Annotated in this window: 17 protein-coding genes; 10 read left to right on the top strand and 7 right to left on the bottom strand. The window is 35.0% G+C overall.

What is annotated here, in order from left to right; translation table 11 throughout:
* Positions 1-5 precede the first annotated feature (5 nt).
* Complete coding sequence (locus tag D9780_RS12360) at positions 6-509, top strand: hypothetical protein (RefSeq protein WP_121640296.1); 504 nt, start codon at positions 6-8, stop codon at positions 507-509.
* 524 nt (positions 510-1,033) lie between these two features.
* Here the strand turns inward: D9780_RS12360 and D9780_RS12355 are convergent.
* Entirely contained in the window at positions 1,034-1,816 is a 783-nt protein-coding gene (locus D9780_RS12355) for a helix-turn-helix domain-containing protein (protein WP_162985868.1), read from the bottom strand.
* 287 nt (positions 1,817-2,103) lie between these two features.
* On the opposite strand from D9780_RS12355, the gene D9780_RS12350 reads away from it, so the two are divergent.
* From D9780_RS12350 to D9780_RS12305, 9 genes are all read left to right on the top strand, one after another.
* The gene (locus tag D9780_RS12350; RefSeq protein ID WP_121640294.1) at positions 2,104-3,456 is read left to right on the top strand and encodes an acetaldehyde dehydrogenase (acetylating); all 1,353 of its coding nucleotides are present in this window, start codon (positions 2,104-2,106) and stop codon (positions 3,454-3,456) included.
* Positions 3,457-4,226: 770 nt separating this feature from the next.
* Positions 4,227-5,366 (top strand): response regulator, encoded by a 1,140-nt coding sequence (locus tag D9780_RS12340; RefSeq protein ID WP_162985867.1) that lies wholly within the window; start codon positions 4,227-4,229, stop codon positions 5,364-5,366.
* A 547-nt stretch (positions 5,367-5,913) separates the two neighbouring features.
* Complete coding sequence (locus tag D9780_RS12335) at positions 5,914-7,002, top strand: ThiF family adenylyltransferase (protein WP_162985866.1); 1,089 nt, start codon at positions 5,914-5,916, stop codon at positions 7,000-7,002.
* A gap of 157 nt (positions 7,003-7,159) precedes the next feature.
* The gene (locus tag D9780_RS12330) at positions 7,160-8,047 is read left to right on the top strand and encodes an LpxL/LpxP family acyltransferase (RefSeq protein WP_121640290.1); all 888 of its coding nucleotides are present in this window, start codon (positions 7,160-7,162) and stop codon (positions 8,045-8,047) included.
* Positions 8,048-8,280: 233 nt separating this feature from the next.
* Complete coding sequence (locus D9780_RS12325) at positions 8,281-9,540, top strand: MFS transporter (RefSeq protein ID WP_121640289.1); 1,260 nt, start codon at positions 8,281-8,283, stop codon at positions 9,538-9,540.
* 310 nt (positions 9,541-9,850) lie between these two features.
* Complete coding sequence (locus D9780_RS12320) at positions 9,851-12,568, top strand: SpaA isopeptide-forming pilin-related protein (RefSeq protein ID WP_162985865.1); 2,718 nt, start codon at positions 9,851-9,853, stop codon at positions 12,566-12,568.
* A gap of 84 nt (positions 12,569-12,652) precedes the next feature.
* Positions 12,653-14,509 carry a SpaH/EbpB family LPXTG-anchored major pilin gene (locus tag D9780_RS12315; RefSeq protein WP_121640287.1) on the top strand — a complete coding sequence of 619 codons (1,857 nt, stop codon included), beginning with the start codon at positions 12,653-12,655 and terminating at the stop codon, positions 14,507-14,509.
* Positions 14,510-14,685: 176 nt separating this feature from the next.
* Complete coding sequence (locus tag D9780_RS12310) at positions 14,686-15,528, top strand: class C sortase (RefSeq protein ID WP_240458679.1); 843 nt, start codon at positions 14,686-14,688, stop codon at positions 15,526-15,528.
* Positions 15,525-16,244, top strand: a complete 720-nt coding sequence (locus D9780_RS12305; protein WP_121640285.1) for a class C sortase — start codon at positions 15,525-15,527, stop codon at positions 16,242-16,244. Before D9780_RS12310 ends, D9780_RS12305 begins: the two co-directional genes overlap by 4 nt.
* 308 nt (positions 16,245-16,552) lie before the next feature.
* On the opposite strand, the gene D9780_RS12300 is transcribed toward D9780_RS12305, so the two are convergent.
* The 6 genes from D9780_RS12300 to D9780_RS12275 form a co-directional block, all read right to left on the bottom strand.
* Entirely contained in the window at positions 16,553-17,641 is a 1,089-nt protein-coding gene (locus D9780_RS12300) for a non-hemolytic enterotoxin subunit C (RefSeq protein WP_162985864.1), read from the bottom strand.
* A gap of 100 nt (positions 17,642-17,741) precedes the next feature.
* Positions 17,742-18,932 (bottom strand): non-hemolytic enterotoxin subunit B, encoded by a 1,191-nt coding sequence (locus tag D9780_RS12295; RefSeq protein WP_121640283.1) that lies wholly within the window; start codon positions 18,930-18,932, stop codon positions 17,742-17,744.
* A 29-nt stretch (positions 18,933-18,961) separates the two neighbouring features.
* Positions 18,962-20,083, bottom strand: a complete 1,122-nt coding sequence (locus D9780_RS12290) for a non-hemolytic enterotoxin subunit A (protein ID WP_121640282.1) — start codon at positions 20,081-20,083, stop codon at positions 18,962-18,964.
* Positions 20,084-20,839: 756 nt separating this feature from the next.
* Positions 20,840-21,622, bottom strand: coding sequence for an ABC transporter permease (locus tag D9780_RS12285; protein WP_121640281.1), 783 nt, complete (start codon positions 21,620-21,622; stop codon positions 20,840-20,842).
* Positions 21,615-22,550: an ABC transporter ATP-binding protein gene (locus D9780_RS12280; protein ID WP_121640280.1), complete on the bottom strand. Its 936-nt coding sequence runs from the start codon at positions 22,548-22,550 to the stop codon at positions 21,615-21,617. Before D9780_RS12280 ends, D9780_RS12285 begins: the two co-directional genes overlap by 8 nt.
* A complete protein-coding gene (locus D9780_RS12275; protein ID WP_121640279.1) occupies positions 22,547-23,146 on the bottom strand; it encodes a TetR/AcrR family transcriptional regulator in 600 nt (199 codons plus the stop codon). Before D9780_RS12275 ends, D9780_RS12280 begins: the two co-directional genes overlap by 4 nt.
* Between the last annotated feature and the right edge of the window lie 62 nt (positions 23,147-23,208).

The raw sequence follows: 23,208 nt of genomic DNA, 5'->3' as shown, positions 1-23,208 counted from the left end.
TGAATATGGGAAAAAAGAAAGTAGATATCGGCTTGATTTTGGTTTATATGCTATTACTAGTCATGTTAATCATTTTAGTAACTTTGTTTATAGCTATACCATTTGCCATTTCCTTTGCTGTTATTTATCTTGCTCAAGTAATACCGTTCATAGATTTTCATTTTTATGGAGACTTTTGGGGGAACTTCTGGTTTTTTACAGGTTTCACATTGTTAAGCTTATTTATGCTAGTAATCATTGAAATTGCGATATTTATTGATCGAAAAGATAAAACTTTTCATTCTTTAGATGATATTGGTCCTACCAATTTGAAGGAATGGGTTATTTTCTTAACGGTTTTTAGTGTGTACATAAATACGTTTAACCTCTATTCTGAACGACTAGACACGAATTTTATTGGAGCTACAATCATAAGCTTGGTATTTGTTTTTCTACTATACGTTTTTGGGAAAATTATTGATTTATTTGCTGACGAAGAAGATGAGCCAAATGTGATGGAAGAAAAATAATTCAGAGTGGGAGCTTAAAATGTTTTCGTTGCGGTTAACGGGCAATTTCCGATGAACGAGAGCTATTTTAACGTGGTAGGGAGTGAAATTCCGTTTTTCGAGAGCGACTTCTGCATGGTAGGGAGCGAACCTCCGTCTGACAAGAGCGACTTTTTCCATGATCATAATTACAACCCATTAGAAATGTTAAGGTTAATGATGTAAAATTTATTATAACATTTGCTATATTTGCAGTAATCACGAGCCTCGTCTCCTCCTACCTTGGAGGTTTTTGGCTACTCACCTAGCTAATACAACTATAATATTATTATAGCATTTGATACTGTTTTCTTCTATTAAGCCTTTCATAGACTTTAGAGAATTCTTCATACTTATCCTCCTCAAAGTTAGCTTTTTTAAAGTGCTATATCATGATTTCTTAATGCTGATATATATATGCTATTACACTAGTATGGTTGGTTATTTAAACAAAGCAAGAGCCACGCTCTTTAGCTGTGGCTCTTCTGTGTAACTTCATCTATCATTTAATGATGTCCCTCTGCAAATGCAATATCAGCTGGCACATGTTCCCCTTGGTAAACCTGCTTATATTCATTGGGCGTATAATGGCTTTCTTTTTTAAAAATTCTGCTAAAATACGTAAGATCTAGATATCCAACTTGTTCGGCGACTTCTGTGACCGATAAATCGGATGTACGCAATAGCTTTTTTGCTTGTTCTATTCGATAGTGCCGTACATAACTTACGAAGGACATGCCGACGGTTTCTTTGAAAAAGCGGCTTACATAACTTTTATTTAAATGCATGAACGCTGCTAATGAATCCAAATTTATTTCTTCATAATAATGTTCGTGGACGTATTGCATCATCTGAGCGGCGCTTTCTTTTAAGGTATCGGTGACAGATTTTCGTTCATAGTTTAATAAGGATACTTGATTTAGTGCCAAAATTGCCCGGTGAATGGAAGATTTACATTCCTCTACTTTTAACGGCTTCACCAAGTAGTCAACTGCTCCACAACGAATCGCTGTTTGAATATGTTTAAAGTTTTCCTCATTGTCTATTAAAATAACTTTCACGTTTGGGTGGCGTTTAACGATATTTATCTTATATTGAAAAATTTCTTCACTCGATCCACTGACATCTAATATAAGCATATCAGGGCGTTGTTCTAATGAACGTGCATATGCTTCTTCAGCAGATAAGGCATCATCAAAAAATATGACATTAAAAAAGTGCTCTGCAAAAATTCGCTTTAAAAAAACACGGTCTGCTTGTTCTGGACTAGCTAATAATACACGACACATGATATCCCCTCTCTTTACGTTTTTCCTGATGATCTTTAGAACCAAATCCTCTGCTTCCATACTAATTTATAAAGGTGTACACGTATTGTGTAACGATGTGAAATGTATCTTCTGTTATAAGTATAACATGATAATGGAGGGAATTTTATGTTTATATATGCATCAGTTTGTGAAATGATGAGCTAATGTCAAAATTGTCCAAAAACAAATATAAATAGTCCTAACGATTAATTTGTAAACGCTTTATTATAAAAGTATAGAAATTAATTGAAAAGGGGATGTCAAACATGGCTATAAATTTAGCGCAAGAAACTGTACAAACATATGAGGTAGAGACGCTAATTCAAAAAGCGAAACATGCTCAACATATATATGCCAGTTTCACCCAAGAACAAGTAGATGAAATCGTAAAGGCCATATCTGTCCGGTTAACAGAAGCTGCAGAGGACTTAGCATATAAAGCGCATACTGAAACAGGATTCGGTAATGTGAAAGATAAAACGACGAAAAACTTATTCGCTAGTCAGCAAGTATACGAGAGCATAAAAGATGAACCAACTGTAGGCATTATTGATCGAGATGAAATGAATAAAGTAATTGAAATTGGCGTGCCAATGGGAGTAATTGCAGCCCTTGTACCGGTTACCAATCCAACATCTACGGTTATTTTTAAAACACTAGTCGCATTAAAAACAAGAAATGCGATTGTATTATCACCACATCCAAAAGCTGTCAACTGTATTGTTGAAGCGGCACGGTTAGTGGAAGAAGCAGCAGTAAATGCTGGAGCGCCAAAAGGTCTAGTACAAGTAATTGAATCTCCAAGCCTAGAAGGAACGCAAGCATTAATGCAACACGATGATACAGCATTAATTTTGGCAACTGGTGGTGGACCAATGGTAAAAGCTGCTTACTCTTCCGGCAATCCAGCAATTGGAGTCGGCCCGGGTAACGGCCCGGCCTTTATTGAAAAATCAGCTCATATTGAAGAAGCAATCGATCGAATTATTACGAGTAAGACATTTGATAACGGTACGATTTGTGCTTCAGAGCAATCCATTATTGTTGAGAAAAGCATTAAAAAAGAAGTTGTCGAGGAATTGAAAAAGCGTAAAGCTTATTTCATGAATCAAGAAGAATCAGAGAAAGTTTCTCACTTTATTATGCGAGAAAATGGTACGATGAACCCACAAATTGTAGGTAAAACCGTTACAGAGGTGGCTAAACTATGTGGAATTATCATTCCTGCAGATACAAGTGTGCTTATTTCAGAGGAAACGACAATTGGACCTAACAACCCGTATTCACGTGAAAAATTAACCCCAATTCTTGCAATGTACACGGTAAATGATTGGGATCAAGGTGTTACAACATGCAATACCATTTTAGAAAATGAGGGTGCAGGACATACAGCTATGTTGCACACAACAAATGATGAGTTAGTAGAAGATTTTGGACTACGCATCAAAGCTTCCCGTATTTTAATTAATACACCGGGAACATTTGGAGGTATTGGTTTTTCTACAAATCTAGCTCCTTCCCTAACATTGGGCTGTGGTGCAATTGGTGGAAGCAGTATTACGGATAACGTAAGTGTTCGTCAATTAATGAATATTAATCGAGTTGCGTATAATAAATAATAATATGGTAGAAAAGCATCCAGACTTTGTAATAAGCGAAGTTTGGATGTTTTTTTACTATAGGAATGCATAAGCGAACCTAGTATGAATGTTGCTCAATTAGCTTAACGAAACATACAGTAGGAGTTAGATGAAACCCTCTTTCTGTAGTTTCGTTTATTTTAGTTTACTAAGAGTTTCCATAAACACCTATTAGGGTATAGGAAAATATATTGCCTAGGAGGAAGAATAGCGACGTTGAAAGCTCAAACAGATGAGCAAAAGGTTGCTTTTAGAAACTGTATTCATAATAAAGGTCCCGTTTCATACGGTATACTCGCTTTATACAAGTCGCTAGAAAAGCTCTATCATTATTTAAAAACTGTACAACACTTTGTTATATGTTTCTACCCCAAGAATTCTTCACTTTTTAAAAAACTATCTCATCTCACCAAAATTAAATCTAAAAAATTATAATATTCTTTATCCATTCTCGCATATTATTTTCATAACAGATAATTTATCAATTGAAGTTTTTAAAACGCATCTATTACTTCAACATTGACTAGTTTGATGCATGTTTTTAAAAAGTTCAATGCTTTTAGAACAAGTTTTGCTTTTAAAAACTGATATGGTCCTTATTCACTATTTTTTGTATATATAATTAGTAAATAATGCTATTTAACTAGGACTATATTACTGAATTAACGCTTACATTTTAGTTTTTGTTTAGAAATCGTTGATAAAGTATGGGAATGGTGAAAATAATTTGAATGGATGGAGGAATTATTATGAAGGCTATTATTGTAGATGATGAACAATCTGCTTTAGACTATTTGGAACAACAGCTCAAAAAGATTAGTGAAATGTATGTTATTGGTAAATTAACTAATCCTATCCATGCACATAAAACTATTCTTAAAGAGGACGTGGATGTAATATTTTTAGATATAGGGTTGCCGGAAATGAATGGTATTCGTTTGGCTGAAAAAGTTTTAAAAGACAAGCCCAACTTACTTATTGTATTTGTGACTGCCTATGATAAATATGCTGTAAAGGCATTTGAACTTAATGCAATCGATTATCTAGTTAAGCCGATTCCACCTGACCGTTTGAAAAAAACAGTTGAACGAATAGAGAGCCATAATAATTTACAGTCATCTACAATGGAAAAAACTTCACCACTTTATGTAAATGTACTAGGCCAATTTTCGGTTGAATCGGTTAAAGGGAAGCGTGAATTTGTTGCTTGGAGAACGAAAAAGGCAGCGGAATTATTTTTATATTTATTACATCATAGAGGGAAAATGGTCAGAAAGTCATTTTTAATTGAACTACTTTGGCCTGATCTAGCACTAGAACGAGCCAATTCATTGTTGTATACAACAATTTATTACGTGAGAAAAACACTGAGAATGTATTATAGACATTTGAGATTACAAAATGTTTCTGATGGCTACGTTTTAGAAACAGAGAATATTATTTTAGATTTTGAAGAATGGAAAGAACAAATTAAAACGCTACCACCTTTGAATGAAACAACCGTTAATAACTATACTCAAGTGTTGTTTTTATACAGAGGTGCATATTTACAAGGATATGATTTTTGGTGGGCTGAATCAGAACGATATTATTGGGAACAGATTTGGTTGACGAAAGCTTTGGAGGTTGCGGCATTTTATCAAAAGAATCAAAATATATCTGAAGCAAAACTATGGTATAACTATATATGTAAAATTATGCCAGAAACAGAAAGTGCTCATTTTGCTCTAATGAAAATTTACGCGCTTGAAAATAACCCTGCTTATGTACATCAACAATACGAATCTCTGAAAAGCTACTTAAAAACTGAAGTAGGAGTGCTCCCAAACAATGATATTGTTGGCTGGTACAACTCGTGGAAGTCAGGCAAAAAAGTCTTCTCTCATTAATATTTAGAGGGAATAGCTTAAAAAGGAAGCGCAAATGCTCTATTTTTACACTATTTTCAGGTTTTATAGTATATGCAAATTAATAATTACTGCCATAAAAACTTGTCGATCGTCAAGCTTTTCTAAGGTATTTAGATAAATGTTTAGAAATTGCAAAGGAGTATAACATAAAATAATTTGAAATGTAATCTGTGAAGGATCGATTTATTCGTGGTTAAAACTATCTTATGGTGGCCCGTCTTACTTTATGAAAATCTGTTTAATGGGCGTAAATAATTGACTATGTAACTAAAGTATAGCAATTTGAAATCATATCTTTTTCATAATAATGTAAAGTTAAACATCTAAAAAATTAAAGATAAATTAACAAAAAAATCTAATTTGACTATTTTTTTCTAATATATTATAATTTCTATGAATAATAACAAGGTGGTGGTAGAAATGATTAAGTGCGTGGATCGCTATACTTCTGGGACAAAAAAATGCTAGTTAAAATGAAGAAGCCAATTCTACAAATGAATTGGCTTCTTTTTACGGGGGGATTTTGGTGTCGACTTATTGGTTAAAACAGCCTGATGTTCAGGTAGAAGAAACGGAACATGGACAAATTATCTGTACATTGTTAAACCGTTCAGAAACCATTGTATATGAAGGTATAACTGTATTTATAAATTTTTTAACCTATTTACAACAGCCGCGAAACTTTGAAGAACTTCTCGTTTGGGGCGAACAAAATAAAATTACAAAAGAAGTGCTAGTAGAAACATTACAAACTCTGGTAAATGATAAAATCTTGTTAACTGGTAATCAACCTTGGAATTTAGCAGGAGAAAGTAGACTGTGGAGTTATCTTGCAGCACAAACATCCTCGCTTGATCAGCTAGCAGACAGTGAACGAGCATGGTGTTCAAGCCGAGTTGGAATCATTGGTGTAGGAGGCGTTGGGAGTAGAGTTGCTCATGAGTTAGCGGCAATGGGAATTCCCTCCCTAATTTTAATTGATCATGATAATGTAAGCACTCACAATTTAACGCATCAATCATTGTATCCTAAAAACGCTGTTGGTGAATTGAAAGTAAACGTTTTAAAAAATATATTACATCATAGATATGGAACGTTAATAGAAACTGTACACGACCCTATCACCCAAGAAATTTCTGCTAACATTTTAGAAAAACTTAAAACATGTTCGGTTGTTATATTATGTGCGGATGAGCCTTCTGTAGATACATTAGCTGATTGGATCACACCATATCTTACAAAGAACAATATTGCGCACATAGTTGGGGGGGGCTATCACGGTCATTCTACTAGTACAGGGACAACTGTAATTCCAGGAGTAACTGGTTGTTGGAAATGTTACGATTCGCTTGTGGAGAGAAAAGATATGCATCGTGTTTATCAACATATCCGTGGTATCTCTGGTTCTTTTAACCCGCTGATACAAATTCTTGTAAGTTTTATCATATCGGATACAGTAGCTGTTATTACTAATTTAACAAGGCCTTTGCTTGTGAATGGAATGGGTGATTTTGATTTAGAAACTGGAAAATTCAAATGGAGGCCAGGTTCACGTAATGAAAATTGCGATTGGTGTGCGAGTATATCAAAATCCTATCCTAGTTTTATGAAATAAGTTTAAATATGCTTGCTGTGTAGAATAAAGTGTATGTAATTTCTTTTAGTGAACAAAGGCTCAGGGCGACCGTTTAGCAATGTAGCGAGTGGAGAGATTAACTAAAATTCTAGAAATCATCCCACTAAATCTCTTAAAAAAAGAAGGAGGTCATAACATGTCAATCTTAAACTTTAATAATTTGTTGCAATTTCACTCTATTTTAAAAAATATCCCCTTTCAAAAAAAAGAAGAGCAACAGTTAGCAGATCTTTTTTTGCAAACCATTGTTGAAACAGAAATGAATTCAAATACACTAAATCCATTGAAATATGTACCTGTGATCAAGTCATTTCCCGCTTTGAACCAACGTGCTGAGGAAATTAGTCATGCTTATAGTTTATTTGCAGAAAAAAGAAAATCTGCTTGGACATACTTGTCCTTGTCCCTATACAACAAACAATATGATCAGATCATTGAACCGGAGAGTGATCGATTATTAAAATCGATAGAACCCGCTCATTCTAAAAATCGTATTATCATTGCACCCTTTCATATGGGTATGCATACGATGTCCATGCCTTTAGTTACACGTTATTTTGATAAAACAACAATACTTGTAAATAGTGATGAAATAGATATCATTCAGCAATGGATGTCTACATATCTTGAAGCAGCATACAGTGATTCCATAGATATGGTCCCTGTACCTTCACATACAAGCCCATTAAAATTTACTAAAGCTATTATGAGGGGAGCAACGGGGGTTATTTTCCCAGAGTTTTCATATGGTATTAATCAAGAAGAAGAGGAAGTGCCCTTCTTAGGTGGGACATTTAAAGCACCAATTGGTGTTTATGTGCTTGCCAAGCGTCTGTCAGCGAAAGTATATCCTCTGGGTTCTTTTTGGAATGAAGAGGAAAACAAAGTTCGTTTCATGGTTGGAGATAGTCTTGATCCAAATTCATTATCTCAGTCCACCTTTCTACAACACTTATTTGCACAAGGAGAAGAATGGATTGCTAAAAATCCTGAGCAATGGCTTTGGGATCATTTAATAGAGTAGAGCAGCCTTGGATTTACCAAAAGATATTCTCTATGAAAAATATATGAATGTCACTATTTTTCACCAGAATGTATTCTTTCGATAAAACATGAGTAGTGGGAAGTAATCCATCGTCATTAAATTATTTCTTTTTAAGGGCGACTATATTTTTAGTAATGGTTGTACTTCAGTTCGTGGATGAAAAAATACCATTGATTGAAGGGTCATTTTATTAGTAGAAATGGGTTTTTACGATGTGGATACTTTTAAAAAACAAATCGTTTACCAAGCTTTTCTTAGGGAAGATCTTTTCAAATATTGGTGATAGTATGTATGCTATTGCAGCAATGTGGTTGGTGTATGAGTTAAGTCATTCGGCGTTTTATACTGGATTAGCTGGGTTTTTGACAAGAATTCCGGATGTGTTTCAGTTTTTGGCTGGACCATTTATCGATCGCTGGTCTTTGCGAAAAACTTTACTAATCACTCAAGCATGTCAAATTATACTTGTGCTTATTATACCAATCGCTTACTACACCGGAGATTTAAATGTCTGGATGGTACTTATCATTATGCCAGTTATATCTTGCATTCAACAATTTTCGTATCCAGCACAAATGGTTGCATTGCCAAAGTTATTAAAGCAAAATGAGTTGGTAAAAGGTAATTCTCTCTTTTCTTTTGCTAATCAGGGTATTGATATGACATTTCATGGCATTGCTGGAGTACTTATAAGCATAGTTGGTGCGGTTAGCATTTATTTATTAGATGCTATTGTTTTTATTGTGGCACTGCTATTATTTTGGACATTGCCCATCTTAAAAACGTATGAAAAAGAGAAACAAGAAAAACAAAAACTGACAGAGGCGTTTCAAAAGTATGGTAAAGACCTAAAGGAAGGATTCCAGTATGTTTTTCAATCCATTATAAGTAAGTTTTTTATTGCTACCATTATTGCTAACTTTTCTTTTGGTATCGCTTTGGCGGTAATGCCTGTCTACGCAGATTTTCGTGGAGGATCTACTATCTATGGATTTCTTATGGGTGCATTTTCTGCTGGATTCTTAATTGGAGCACTATTAAGCTCCATTGCCAGTGCTTTTCCACTAGGCAAGACGATGATTGTAACTTATTTGTTTAGTGCCTTCCTTTGGATAAGTTCTGCATTTCTTCCATGGGATATCCTCGCTGTCATTGTGTATGGAATATCACTGATACCACTTGGTGCTACACAAGTACTACTATCAGCAACGGGGCAACGTATTATTCCAAGTTCACTACTAGCAAGAGTTTTTTCTGTTATTACAAGCTTGTCTTCTATAACGATGCCTCTTGGTTTTTTAATTGGAGGTACACTAGGATCCGTTTTCGGTGGGCAAATTATATTTGCTATCGGAGGTCTCGGTATGCTTTCCATTTCATTTGTGTGGTTGATCTTGTCAGAATTACGTCAAATCCCAAAAGTTAATGATATTACCCCAGAAACATATGGACTTAAAAGATCCATTAACTAACTTTTACCTGAAAAACATTCTTTTTCTTTACACCAGAAAGCATATAATTTCGGGATAAGCAAATTTATGGCTTTTGTCATAAAGATTTGGCGATAAGTTAAGTTTTTTTAACAATACGAAACATGGTTTTTCAAGTTAAGGGTTAATCATAAGCGTTAAATAGCCTTACCTATCATTAGGTAGGGCTATTTAACGCTTATTTTTTTAATTGGAGATGAAAGTTTAAGGATTTAATATTTAGAAATGTTTAATATTTGTTCAGAATGTGTCTTTAAAATATTCACGAATGGGAAGGAGGGGAGGAGAAAAGTTGATTTTAAAAACATTCCGCAAAAAAGCAGTTTTGTTTTTTATTGTTATGGTACTCGTGTTACAAGGGTTTACATCTACAATAGTTGGAGGTGAGGTAGACAATAAAGATCCGTACTTAGATATTCTTACAAATAAGGAAGCAACAACAGAGAATGCAATTGTGAACATTCAAAGCGATTTTTCCACATTTCATATGCTTGAAATCAAACTGCCAAAAGGTGCTACGTATGATGAGGAAAAGACGGGTTCCATCCAACAAGAAGCTACTTTAGATTACAATGCGAAAAAACATGTGTTAACGCTAAAAGGGGAAAAAGGTGTACCCAAGCAACAAATAGCATTTGTCTTAAGTAATCTGCAGCAACCTCATAACACGTTAGCTATTACTGGAAAGTTAGATGGAAGTGTGGTATTTGAAGAGAATTATTCATTTCAAGTAAAGGAAGTACCGGATAGTTCGAAACCTGAGAAGAAAAAACAGAACAAAGACACCTCGGAAAATAAAGTAGAAAAAGATAAGAATGAGGAAAAGGATAAGAACAAAAAAGAAGCAGTAAAGCCAGAAGCTAAAAATAAAGATTCTATCAAACAACAGGAGAAGCAACAGCAGTATCCATCGTATACGACACCTGCAAAATATATAGCTAACATAAATAAAAACTGGCCAAATCCTGGATCACTAAAACTGACAAAAGAAGCAGAGTCAACTGGTGAATATGGAGAATGGGAGATAGAGCTAACAGCTCAAGGGAAAAATTTAAAACAAAATTCCGATGTTGTGTTAGTTTTTGATCGTTCTAACTCCATGAGGGGAAGTCGCCTGTATAAAGCTCAACAAGCTGCACAACAGTTTGTTGAAAATTTATTAACAGAAGATGCAACGACTAGAATAGCGTTAGTTCCGTTTGGCACAGAAGCAGACAGACATGTGGATTTTACAGATCATAACGAAAAACAAGTATTGAAAAGGGCGATTGAACGAATCCGTGTAACTGGAGGACCAGATGGAGCAACGAATATTCAAGCAGGACTTCATCGAGCAAAACAATTACTGAATGGAAGTAATGCAGACAGAAAAACGATTGTCCTTTTAAGTGATGGAGAACCGACCTTTAGTTTTAGAGGGTATAAGGCAGAAGGGTATACATGGCCGGATAATCAATATAACTTTATGCTCTCTGATTTTAATTATCGTGAACGAATTGGTCGAGGGAATTCTTACTATTTGGGATGGAGTGGATCGTATCGGGTTGATGGGTTCACAGTCAGAACAAATGGAGTTGCAACTCTTTCTGAAGCAGTTCAAATTATGAATTCCGGTAAAGATATTTATTCCATCGGCATAGATGTAGGTGGATATGAAGAAGCAGTTTACGTTTTAAAAAATAGCCAAAATAGAGGTTATTATGAAGGAACCGAAGATGAATTGCAACAAATTTTCACTGAGATTAGCGCGGATCTGTCACAGTATGCAGCAAGTAATAGTGTTGTAACTGACCCAATGGGAGACATGTTCAATCTCGTAAAAGATGGCAGTTACAGTGGGGAAAACTTTTCAGCAAGTCATGGAGAAGTAAATTGGAATGATGCAAACGAAACGTTTACTTGGGATATAGGTGATATTAAGGAAAATGAAACGTATACGTTAAAGTACAAGGTGACTATTGATTGGGATAAGAATCCAAAAGGAAAAGAACGATATCCAACGAACAAAGATACACCGCTAAATTATACGGATCCAAATGGCGACTCGCAAACGAAACCATTTCCAATTCCAGAAGCAGGAATTGATAAAGGGAAAATTATGAAAAAGGGTTATCGTGTAAATGTAGACGGAGAGCCAATTGACAAGAATGGTAATGTCGTTTCTGATCCATCCTTAGCAGAGCAATTTTATGAAGAAGCGCATCAAGAAAATGATCAGCAAGAATTAAAGTTTGATGAAACGTATCAAGTAACAGCAAATGATGTGGCTGATTATACATTGCACGTAGGTGAAAACCCAAAACGTGTAAGTTTAAAAGCAGATAATCCAATAGAAACGGTTTGGTTTGGTTATGTGAAAGAAACGGATCTGATTGCTGGTGATGTCACTGCAGAATATGTGGATGAAGAAGGCAATAAGATAGCTTCCAATGAAATTTTCACTGGTAAACTTGGTGACACATACACGACGAAGCAGAAAGATATTTCAGGATATACATTTGTAAAAGTAGACGAGGACGGTGCTCCAGCAACTGGAAAGTTCCAAAAAGATCCGCAGACTGTCCGTTATATATACAAGCAACAACTCGGAACACTAACGGTTCAAAAAGTGGATAAAAACGGTGAAACTTTACAAGGAGCGACTTTTGAATTAAAAAATGCTAATGGAGAAATAGTAGAATCTCAAGAAACAAATGAAGCGGGTATAGCAGAATTTAAAGAATTGCCGTGGGGAGAGTATGAACTAACAGAAACAAAGGCTCCAGAAGGCTACCGTTTGCTAAATAATCCTATCCATGTAGAAATATCTGCCGAAAACCTTCATGAAGAGATTGAAGTAGAAAATAGTAAAAACGGTTGGATTTTGCCAGACACTGGTGGGATTGGAACGTTACTATTTTATGGATCCGGTGCTGGGCTAATGTTAGTAGCCATTCTATTGTTTATACGAAAAAAAAGAAGGGATCAAACATCCAAAGAACAAATAACATCAACGGAAAATATGCTTTAAGATGATGATGTATTTTAAAGCTATATATGCTTATAAAGATCAAAATAAGATTATTCATGTGTCATTAATGAGAGGAGAAGTTAAATGAACGTAACGAAAAAAAAGACGATAAACATCGCATTAATCTTTACTTTAATTGTATCCTTGTTGCTTCCACAAGTAGCATTTGCCAAGGAAATAAAAGGGGACGAGGACAATCCGTCATTAACCATTCATAAGTTCGAACAAGAACCTGGAACAGCACCTGGTGAAGATGGAACAGGTTTACCTGGCCAAAATGCAGAAGGGGATCCAGTTGAAGGGGTAACATTTACGTTAAAACAAACACATCAATATAATTCGGAAACAGATAAGTGGACAGAGGTTGCTGACGGAAAAACGATTGAAAAACAGACTGGTGAAGATGGAACAGTCGTTTTTACAAAGGGTGATGGTTTAGAACTCGGTCGTTATGAAGTTACTGAAACAGATGGACCTGCAAATGTTATTTTAAATCCAGATCCATTTTATGTTGATATTCCAATGACGAACAAAGATCGCACGACATTAAATTACGATGTCCATGTATATCCAAAAAATGAAACCGTTCGTTCTGCTGTGGAAATAGTGAAAAAGGATGAAGATGGAAATCCACTACCAGGTGTAAGTTTTATCTTATATAACGAAGATGGTACCCCTGCTGTAGATAAAGAAGGAAATGAGATTGGGGAGCTAACAACCAATGAAGCCGGAAAAATTAAAGTGGAGGGTTTAGCACAAGGAAAATACTATTTCCAAGAAACGAAAGCTCCAGAAGGATATGCATTAAATACAACAAGAATTCCATTTGAAGTTAAGAAAGCCGGAGAAAACTTACAAGATATAGTAGTAGAGTGGTCGACAGTCGATGGAATTGTCGATGAAAATGGAGTAGTAACAAACTATAATACTCCTGAAATTGACAAGGACGCAAATGGCGAAAAGAAACTAGATTTTGATCGTAATAAAGAATATAAGTACAACCTTACAATTAAAACACCAAAAGATATTAAAAAATATAAAGCACTTGGTGTGACAGACACTTTAGATGATCGTTTACAGTTTGTTTCTAATGGTAGTCTTGATGGTGGATGGAAGGTTGAAGGTACAGATAAATCCAATGTTGAGTTTAAACAAAAAGGGCAAACTTTAATTTGGGAAGTTAAAGATCCGAGTCAATTAACCGCTGGTGAGAACGTTACAATTACATTTACAGCAAAAATTAAACCGGATGCTGAATTAAAAGAAGGCGAAATTGGCATTGAAAATACGGCTGATCTTCATTTTAATAACAATAAAGGATCGTACACAAGACCGGCTGATCCAGATAATCCTGATCCATACGAGCCATACGAGCCAGAAGATCCAGATAAACCAACTGAACCTGGAGAACCAATTGAACCACCAAGTCCAGAAGAACCGCCAGTAGTAGTACCTACAGAAGGTGGCTTAGAGGTTATTAAAGTGGATGCATCTGATAATAATGTAAAACTAAAAGGTGCAGAATTTAAATTAACAGATATGGATGGGAATGTCATCGACACATCTAATGCTGGTACAGTCGTTGAAGTAAACGGAGATGTATTCAACGGCAAATTAGAAAATTTAGCTACTGGAGAAGATGGTACATTCTCTATTACTGGTCTTACACCAGGAACATATCAGCTTCATGAAACAAAAGCACCAACATATACTACAGAAGAAGGCGAAGAAAAGCCTTATCGTTTACTATCTAAACCTGTAGAAGTAAAAGTAGAGAACAATAAAGATTTGAGTTATGAAGTTGAAAACTCGAAGTCACTTTGGGAACTACCAACAACAGGTGGTATTGGAACAATTATTTTCACACTTATTGGTTTAACGTTAATGGGAATGGCGCTTGCACTATATTTCCGTCGTAGAAAGCTAGAAGCTATTGCATAGTTAGAAGAATGGTTGAATAGGAGGAAGAAATATTCTTTCTCCTATTTCCCATGTTACATATTTCTGTAAAGAATAATTTTTTTATTAATTTATTTTTTGTTCTATAAGCTATACATAATTACATTTGTAATGAAATAGATTCAATAGTATAAAATTATTTACGATAGGAAGGGAAAATGATGAAGCGAGCAATAATTATTATCATATTTTTAGTTGGATTGGGTGTCTTTTCCTATCCTATAATAAGTAACATTTTATCGACACAAGTACACCAATCTGTAGTAAAAGAATATGCCGAGACAGTTGAAAACATGGATGAAGAGGAAATTAAACAAGAAAAAAAGAAAGCAGCTGAACATAATAAAAAATTGGAGAATTCCGAAGTCGATTTTGTTGATCCTTTCTCCGAAGAAGGGGCGGATGGAAACAAGGCAGCTGGAAACAAAAGCTATTACGATGCACTAAATATTGACCCAGCAATTGGAAGTATCGAGATCCCTAAAATAGGTTCAAACCTGCCTATTTATCATGGCACTGGGGAAGACGTATTATCTCGTGGTGTTGGGCATATGGAGAATTCTTCCTTACCTACAGGCGAAAAAGGGACTCACAGCGTACTCACTGCTCATCGAGGTCTACCTAGTGCGAAATTATTTCGTAATTTAGATGAGCTTGGCAAAGGAGATCAATTTTATGTTAATGTGTTGAACGAAAAATATGCCTATGAAGTGTATGATGTAGAAATTGTGCTGCCACATGAAACGCAGTGGCTACAAACAGAAGATAATGAAGAATATATGACATTATTAACATGTGAACCTTATATGTTGAATACTCACCGGATGCTAGTAAAAGGCAAACGTGTACCTTATGATGAAACAAAAGCAGAAGAAACAGAAACAGTAACGGATACGTTTAACTATTGGTATATTGCAGGTGGTGTTGGCCTAATAGTAATTTTAATCCTTGTTTGGTGGTTGAAACGTCGTAAAAATAAGAATAAGGTGGAAAGCTCATGAAGGGAAAAAAAGCAATCATCTTATTATTTCTAGCAGGTATTTTAATTTTTTTATATCCGCATGCAGCCAAACTCGTCAACAGTTACTTACAAAAACAACAAGTCGACCAATTTCAGGCTGGCTTAGAAGAAAAACCCCAAGAGGAAATAAACAAGCTTATGGAAAAAGCTTCTGCATGTAATAAAGAAATCTTTTATGATAGTTCTGGTTTTCGTGATCCATTTCTTGATAATGAAGAAAAGCTGGCTGAATTCAAAAACTGTCTAGGAATTGGCGATGATGAGGTGTTTGCAGCTATTGAAATTCCGAAACTAGGAGAGATGATTCCCATTTTTTTAGGAGCTACAGAAGAAACCCTAGATAAAGGGATTGGGCAAATTGAAGGCTCTTCATTGCCAGTTGGTGGTGAGAGCAATCATACCGTGTTAGCGGGGCACCGAGGTATGGGAACGAAAGCCATGTTTCGTAATGTTGATGAATTAAACAATGGCGACATTTTCTATATCCATACTATGACCGATACGTTAACTTATCGTGTGTATAGTCAACAAGTCGTTGCTCCTGATGAAACCGACCCACTTGAAATTCAAAAAAATCGGGATTTAGCTACTTTATTCACCTGTCACCCGTATCCTACGGACCGGGAAAGGTTGTTAATACAAGCCGAGAGAGTGGAAGACAAGGAAAAAGAGAAACAAGCAGAAGATAAGGAATAAGATTTTCTTAACGTTATTATTTGGTACTGTGATTCTTCCTATTCGAGTGTTAACGTAATCAGCTATTTAACAATTTTAAAATGGAGATGAAATAGTATGCTTTGCACTCTATTGATATGTTCCGTTTACTATGTTGCTAAACGTGTGTTTTTATTCTTTGTTCCACTAAAGTATAGGAAAGTAAATAATGTAAGGCTTATCGTGTAAAGAGATAACGATTTTTTGCCAACTAGAATCGGGCATTAGCTATGTTTTAAAGCTATAAAAAAGGAGCAGGCTTGGCTTCTCCTGCTCATACACTTTTTCAGTTATTTTGCACTGTCTAGAACATCGTTTTGATTTAAACCTTGATTAATAGCATCAGCAAATTGCTTCAATTGATTCCAACTTTGCTTTGCTATTTGCAAGTCCTCTTTCAATAATTCAAAATCTTGCTCTTCCATGACAGACACATTGTCTAATAGATTGTTATACTTTGCACCCATAATATGCCAATTATTAGACATGCTTTGTAAAGAAGTAATTGCCTTATCAATGGTACTTGCCATATTTGTAAACTTACTTTGGATATCTGTTAATACTGCTATCTCTTTTTCTATCCCTGAGATTTTTGCTTCTAAATTAGCAATTTGTTCTTCAGCTTCATTTTTTTCATCAACTGCATTTTTAATCATTGGACCACCTGCAAGACATAAGATCCCTGTTGCGCAAAGAAGTGAACCAGCCGCTATTTTTCCATTCGCTGCATTGATAACATCATTATAATAAGCGATTTGTTTTCGCATTAATGGGATGTCTGCATTTGTTGTGGCGAGATTAATTTGTAACTGGTTAGCGTTATTTTTAAAACTTGTTACATCCTTATTCATATTGTTTCGAAATGTAATTAAATTCTTTATTAAATAATCTACTTGTTTATTGCTTGCTGAGATGTGTTCGTATAATTGTTCAATTTCTGATTGTAATTTCTTTGCGTCTTTTTTATCGATAGCAGCTAATATATTTTCATGGTGGTGTTGAAAAGTAGTATTAAAATCAATTGTTTGCTGAATGGATAGTCTCATATCTGGCTTTACTTGATCAAACCATTGATTCGCATTATCTTTGGCTTCTTTTAAATTGTTTTGCATATGATTCTTTAATGAATTATCAATAGACTGTAGATCATCCAACTTAGGTAGTTGTTTGGTTTTAATATATTGTGCATAACTATCAATAATTGCAATATTAGCGCCAACGTTCTCAATGGATTTTTGGAATTCTTCAGAAACAAGATTTTCTGCTGCGTTGTTTGCTTGTTCTTGAGCGAAAACGACTGGCTTTGGAACAATATAAGTTATGGTAAATACAGCGAGTATAATGATGACAAACCATTTGTTTATATTTTTTTTATTCATATACATCACCCACCTTATTTTGGCGGGAAGGCTTTCTTCTCCCCGCCAAGAGTAAAAACAGCTGACCTTTACGACAACCCTCTAACGTTACGTCTGTTATCTACAGATTATCGACAACTTTGGTATCTTCTACATATAACTTCTCAGCAAATTCTTTAATATTTCCCCAACTCTTTTTAGCAATAGTTAAATCTTCTTTTAGTAAATCAAAATCGTCTGGAGACATAATAGCAATATTGCTTAGCAAACTTTTATATTTTGCATCCATTGTATTCCACTGTGTTGAAATGCTTTGTAAGGAATCAATCGCTATATCGATTGTCTCTGTTAAATATTCCATTTGCTGTTTTATGCCTGTTACACCTGCAAGTTGAATTTGTGCATCTGTTACTTTTCCTGTTAAGTTCTTAATTTCCGCTTCTGCTTCATCAATTCCTTTTTTCGCTAGAACAACGCCTGTTATGCCTCCGCCAGCTAGTCCTACTCCACCAGCAATAAGCCCTATTCCTAGCGGGGTGCCAGCTCCAGTAGCAAGAACTGCTATGCCTCCAACAATAATAAGAGGACCTGCGGCAGTAGCGACAGAAGAAGCTATTAAAATATTATTATACTTGCTAATTGCTTCATAATATGTTTCAATTTGCTTCTGTAAAAGTGGAATACCTGCATCTTGACTTGCAAGCAGCGTGGATAGTTCATTGGTATCCCCTTTTAAATTTTGTGTGTCAGACTGTAATTTCTGCCTAAACTCCTTTAAATCGACGATTAGTTTATCGACAGCGGCTTTATTATCAGAAACGCTGTTGGCTAACCGGCTTAATCTGGCAGCTAAAGCTTTGGTATCTTTGTTTTCAGCCGCTTCTACTAATCTATCATAATACCCTTCAAATTTATTGTCATAATTAATAATATTTTGATTGGTAGTAATTAATTGCGGCTTTAAATCATCCAACCACGTTTTGGCATTTCCTCGAGCATTCTTTTGATCACGTAAGATCTTTTTTTGTAATGGATTATCCACGATATTGACATTGTTAAAGTTAATATCGGGTTGTTTAATAACAGTTAGCGCGTATAAATCCATGACTAGTGCGTTAGACCCAGTTGTTTCTAATGCATCTCGAAGTCCGTCTGGACCTAGCTCAAATTCTTTATGCTGATCGACTTGAACTGGTTGTTGTTTTACAGCTGTTTCTGCATAAGCGTAGGATGGAGCTATATTGCTAAAAATGACTGTTGCTGCCATTGCAGATAATAAAATTGGTTTAACTTTTTTTGTTTTCTTTGTCACTATTGTTACCCCCTAACATAGAGCAAGTTTTATTTAATGCTTGTTGTAAAGGCCTCAAATTGCTTAGTTTGTTTATTCATATCATGGACAATTGTTTGCAAATATTTTAGTTGATTCTGTAATTCCTTATTGTCTATTTTTCCAGAAATAACTTCTTGTTTTAGATTTGTGAGTAGGCTGTTGAAGGTTGCGAAGTTATTGGCTAAGTTGTCAAAAACAGCTACCTCTCTTTTTACCATTTCTGCAAAGCCTAAAATTTGATCTTCTACAACGGTAACTTCTGTTGCTTGGCGCTCAGCATCCGTTAATTTCTTAAATAAAGCAGTAACTTCTTGCTGTTTTTGTTGAATAGTAGAAGCGGATTCTTTGGTTTGAAAATCACGAGCATTCATAATTTCTTTACCGATTGCTTCCACAGATGCAACATCAATGGTTTTATTTTCACCGCTTGTTTTTACTAAATCATAAAGTTGTTGACCAAATTTAAATGAAAAATCATACACTTCATTTGGGTTGTTCAATATTTTGATTAGCTCATCTTGAATTTCAGCAAGTAATTCTTTTATTTGCTGTCTTAACTTTGTTGCTTCGCCATTTTCACCATTTAACGATTCAATTGCCTTCTCTGCTTTTTCAGAGAATGATTGGGCATCAGCCAATATAAGATTTTTGTAAGCGTTTAAATCATTTGATGTTCGTTCCAGAATAAATTGTGTATTTTCAAAGTTGTTTTCAAGTCGATTAAATCGATTTAAAAAGTTGGATTTAGCTTGTTCACTTTCGTTAATTTGCCCTGCTAAATCATATAGACTTTTGTAATACTGATCTACTCTTTGCGTTAGTCCATACATATTTTCATTAACGTAGATGAGTTTTGGACTATATTCATCTAACCATTCATGCACGTTTCTTCTTGCTATTTTTTGGTCATTTGTAAGGCTACTCATGTTGTTCACGGCAAGATTTGGTTGTTTTAATATGACGAGTCCGTAAGATTCTAGTAAAGGGTATTGGGAACCTAAAGTTCGAATCCAATTAGAAAATGTCACACTTCTTAAATCATCATTTGATTTAGCAAAAACATTTTTCGGTACAAGACCACTAAAAATGATAGCTAAAATCATTAAAGTTATAAGTATTTTTTTCTTCATGAAGAAAACCTCCTTTTATCATGGAAATCTACTAATATAATTCTTCATATGGCTAATATGAAATAGTTTATTGAATCAGATATGGAAATGAAAGGTGTATAATTAATCACCTTATGAAAGTATTTAATTGTGGATTATTTATACAAACCTTTTTTCCGTTAGGATATATTATTATCAAGTAACAATTGGTGAAGATAGCTCATCGCAATATATTTTCATTTGTTTTTTCTTTATTTATCAAAGAATGGTATAGAAATATATTGGTTTGCAAATACTTCACATGTACATGGTTTGATGTAAAAGTTCATTGAAACTGTGTTGCTTTCACTCCCTTTCTTTATTGCTTGTCCATACTATACAATGACTTAAATTGTAGCGTCAACCTTATTTAAGTGGTTGTTTTTACCAATTTAACACTTGAAAATAGGTAGTGGTGTATATTTTTTAACATTTTGTGGTGTGAATACGAATATTCAGTTACATTTTTGTAACTAATTTTACATTTAAGTTACAAAATGATTTCAAAAAATATGGTGTTTTTTTGCGAAAAGCCGAGTTTTGTAAACATTTATTATTTCTCTCTAGTGGATACTATGATTTTTTGTTTTTCCAAAAAGCAAGTAGCTGCAAACGTAATATATTACGATTGTAGCTACTTCATCCTTTAAAGAAAATCAATGTTTGTGATGTATGATATACGTATTAACGATAAGAATTTTTTCCTACGTATTTATATCAGCACAGTTGTCAATTTTATTAGCATTGATCTGCTAATCGCCACCAAAGCATCGTACTTAGTAATCCAAACGCACTAGTGAAGAGTAAAATAATTAAGCTTAGTCCTTCAACGATCGATGCTTTGTTGCCGGCTGCTCCACTAGCAAGGGCGGGGATAGACCATGGGAAATACGCACCGTATCCTGCTACTGCAACAATTTGCGCTAAGATGAGTGTGAAAATCATAAATCCAAGGGGAGATAAGTATCCGCGACCAATACTTGCAACCAAAGCGACGGGTGTAGAAAGAAGTACGGTCAATGTGGCACAAACTGCAAAGACGATGATGCCTTCAGTCACTATTCCCTTTGATTCTTGCGGTAAATCAAGCATCATTCCTACAAGTAGTCCAACCAATAAAACAAATAAAGATAACATAAGACACCAAATAAAGGATGTTAAAAACTTTGCCAATACAATGGTACTTCTAGATAGTGGTAGAGCTAATAAATCTTTTATCGTTCGATCGGAGTATTCTCTGCCAAAGATCCAACTTATAATAAAACCGAAAATAATTAATCCGCCAATGGAAATTGCTTGTGCAAGTAAGCTAAGATAAGAGGGCCAATCCGCTGACCCCATTATTTGTGCTTTGGTAGAAATAAAACCAAGACTTTCAGCAAAATCCGGATGCTTTAACACGAACATGAAAAAACCACCAATAAACGGTATGAGCATAAATGTAAGCAAAGTTATTAAAGGGATTTTTGAGTGGAATAATTTTTTAAATTCGACGGAAATGCTGACGAAAAGTTTATTCATGTTGATCGCCTCCAAATTCTCGAATGGTTCTTAGAAAATACCTTTCTAAATCCTCTTTTACTACTTGTAGCAATGTTGGTGGGTACCCAGCATTTACAAGTAATGTCGCAATTTTCCCAGGGTCATGTACTGCATTTGCTTCCTTCATTTGAAGTGGTGAGTTTTCTTCATTATCCGTAGAAACCTTATAACCTGCTGTCAATAGAGTGTGTTTGATTGCTAACCTATTTTTTCCATCAAGTAGTAAAGTTTTGTGCAACTGTTTTTCCAGTTGTTCACCAGGTATTTTTTTGATTAGTATGCCTTGATGTATGATGGCTATATTTGTAGCTATTTTTGAAATTTCATCCAACTTATGGCTAGAGATGAGAATGGTTACGCCTTTGTTTTGGGCTAATTCCTTCAGAAGTTGACGAACTTCAACGATGCCAGCAGGGTCTAATCCGTTCGTTGGCTCATCTAATATTAAAATAGGAGGATGGTGAAGTAGCGCTTTTGCTATTCCAAGTCTTTGGTTATTTCCCATAGATAGGTGTTTTGCTTTTTTAGCAGCGTAGGCTTCTAACTGTAAGTTTTTAATAATCCAATCGACACAACTTCTGTCTTTAATCCCTCTTAGTTTGCAGATAACGTCAAGGTTTTCTCTTACCGTTAACTCTGGATAGGAATAGGGTGTTTCCACCATATAACCGACATGACGCCAAATGTCCTTATTTTTAGAATGAACTTTTTCTCCATGGAGGTAGCATGTTCCAGAAGTAGGTGTGATCATACCTAATAGCATTTGGATTGTTGTCGTTTTTCCAGCACCGTTTAAACCTAAAAAACCATAGATTTCGCCTTTCGCAACAGATAAATCAACGTTATTAACTGCAAAGGTTTGCCCATATGCTTTTGTTAGATTTTCTGTATAAATAACGTCATTCATGTCTCAACCTCCTCTATAATTTGTAGAGCGATCCCTTTAATTAAAAGCTTTAGAACTTCATCAAATTCTTGCTCGCCGATTTCTTCCCTGTACATCATGCTCATGAAAATGGATCTTAATGAAGCTGCGACAACACGCTTATTTACATGGTCTTTTATCTTTATATAAGAAAAAACTTGCTCCATAAACATATCATCTAATGAGTGGTGATTCATAATGAATTCTGGCGGTACTTTTCTCATGAGGTACTCTAATTCTTGCTGTTGAATAAGATTCATCAGAAAAGATTGTCTTACATTTTGATATAACTGAAAAATGAAATCAGTAAACTGTTCCACTCCTATGTTAGCTTCTTTCTCAAGTCTGTTTGCTAATTCTTTCATGAGTGATTTTTGATAGTCTTCTAAGACGTAAAAAAACAGGATTTCTTTTTGGGGATAAAATTTATAAAAGGCGCCCTTTGATATGCCGGCTATTTGGACAAGGTGATCGACGGTCGTTTTCCTAATACCGTACTTCCCAAGGCATTCCTTTGCAGCCTGTTGCAGTTTTCCTCTAATTATTTCTTTTTCGTTATTGGAGAAAGCGGTAGCCAAAATTTATACCTCCTTGCGTACTATGTGACTGAAATTGTTTGTTTAGTCATATAGTACACATT

The sequence above is a fragment of the Virgibacillus sp. Bac330 genome (assembly GCF_003667845.1).
Taxonomy (GTDB): domain Bacteria; phylum Bacillota; class Bacilli; order Bacillales; family Amphibacillaceae; genus Virgibacillus; species Virgibacillus chiguensis.
The sequence above is the reverse complement of the archived record's forward strand: the minus strand, read 5'-3'. Positions and strand labels throughout refer to the sequence as shown.

Coding starts and splice junctions, on each gene's coding strand:
- D9780_RS12330 (WP_121640290.1), top strand. CDS start 7,160: ATGTCAATCTTAAACTTTAATAATTTGTTGCAATTTCACTCTATTTTA.
- D9780_RS12305 (WP_121640285.1), top strand. CDS start 15,525: ATGAAGGGAAAAAAAGCAATCATCTTATTATTTCTAGCAGGTATTTTA.
- D9780_RS12340 (WP_162985867.1), top strand. CDS start 4,227: ATGAAGGCTATTATTGTAGATGATGAACAATCTGCTTTAGACTATTTG.
- D9780_RS12300 (WP_162985864.1), bottom strand. CDS start 17,641: ATGAATAAAAAAAATATAAACAAATGGTTTGTCATCATTATACTCGCT.
- D9780_RS12280 (WP_121640280.1), bottom strand. CDS start 22,550: ATGAATGACGTTATTTATACAGAAAATCTAACAAAAGCATATGGGCAA.
- D9780_RS12290 (WP_121640282.1), bottom strand. CDS start 20,083: ATGAAGAAAAAAATACTTATAACTTTAATGATTTTAGCTATCATTTTT.
- D9780_RS12360 (WP_121640296.1), top strand. CDS start 6: ATGGGAAAAAAGAAAGTAGATATCGGCTTGATTTTGGTTTATATGCTA.
- D9780_RS12325 (WP_121640289.1), top strand. CDS start 8,281: ATGTGGATACTTTTAAAAAACAAATCGTTTACCAAGCTTTTCTTAGGG.
- D9780_RS12355 (WP_162985868.1), bottom strand. CDS start 1,816: ATGTGTCGTGTATTATTAGCTAGTCCAGAACAAGCAGACCGTGTTTTT.
- D9780_RS12285 (WP_121640281.1), bottom strand. CDS start 21,622: ATGAATAAACTTTTCGTCAGCATTTCCGTCGAATTTAAAAAATTATTC.
- D9780_RS12350 (WP_121640294.1), top strand. CDS start 2,104: ATGGCTATAAATTTAGCGCAAGAAACTGTACAAACATATGAGGTAGAG.
- D9780_RS12310 (WP_240458679.1), top strand. CDS start 14,686: ATGATGAAGCGAGCAATAATTATTATCATATTTTTAGTTGGATTGGGT.
- D9780_RS12315 (WP_121640287.1), top strand. CDS start 12,653: ATGAACGTAACGAAAAAAAAGACGATAAACATCGCATTAATCTTTACT.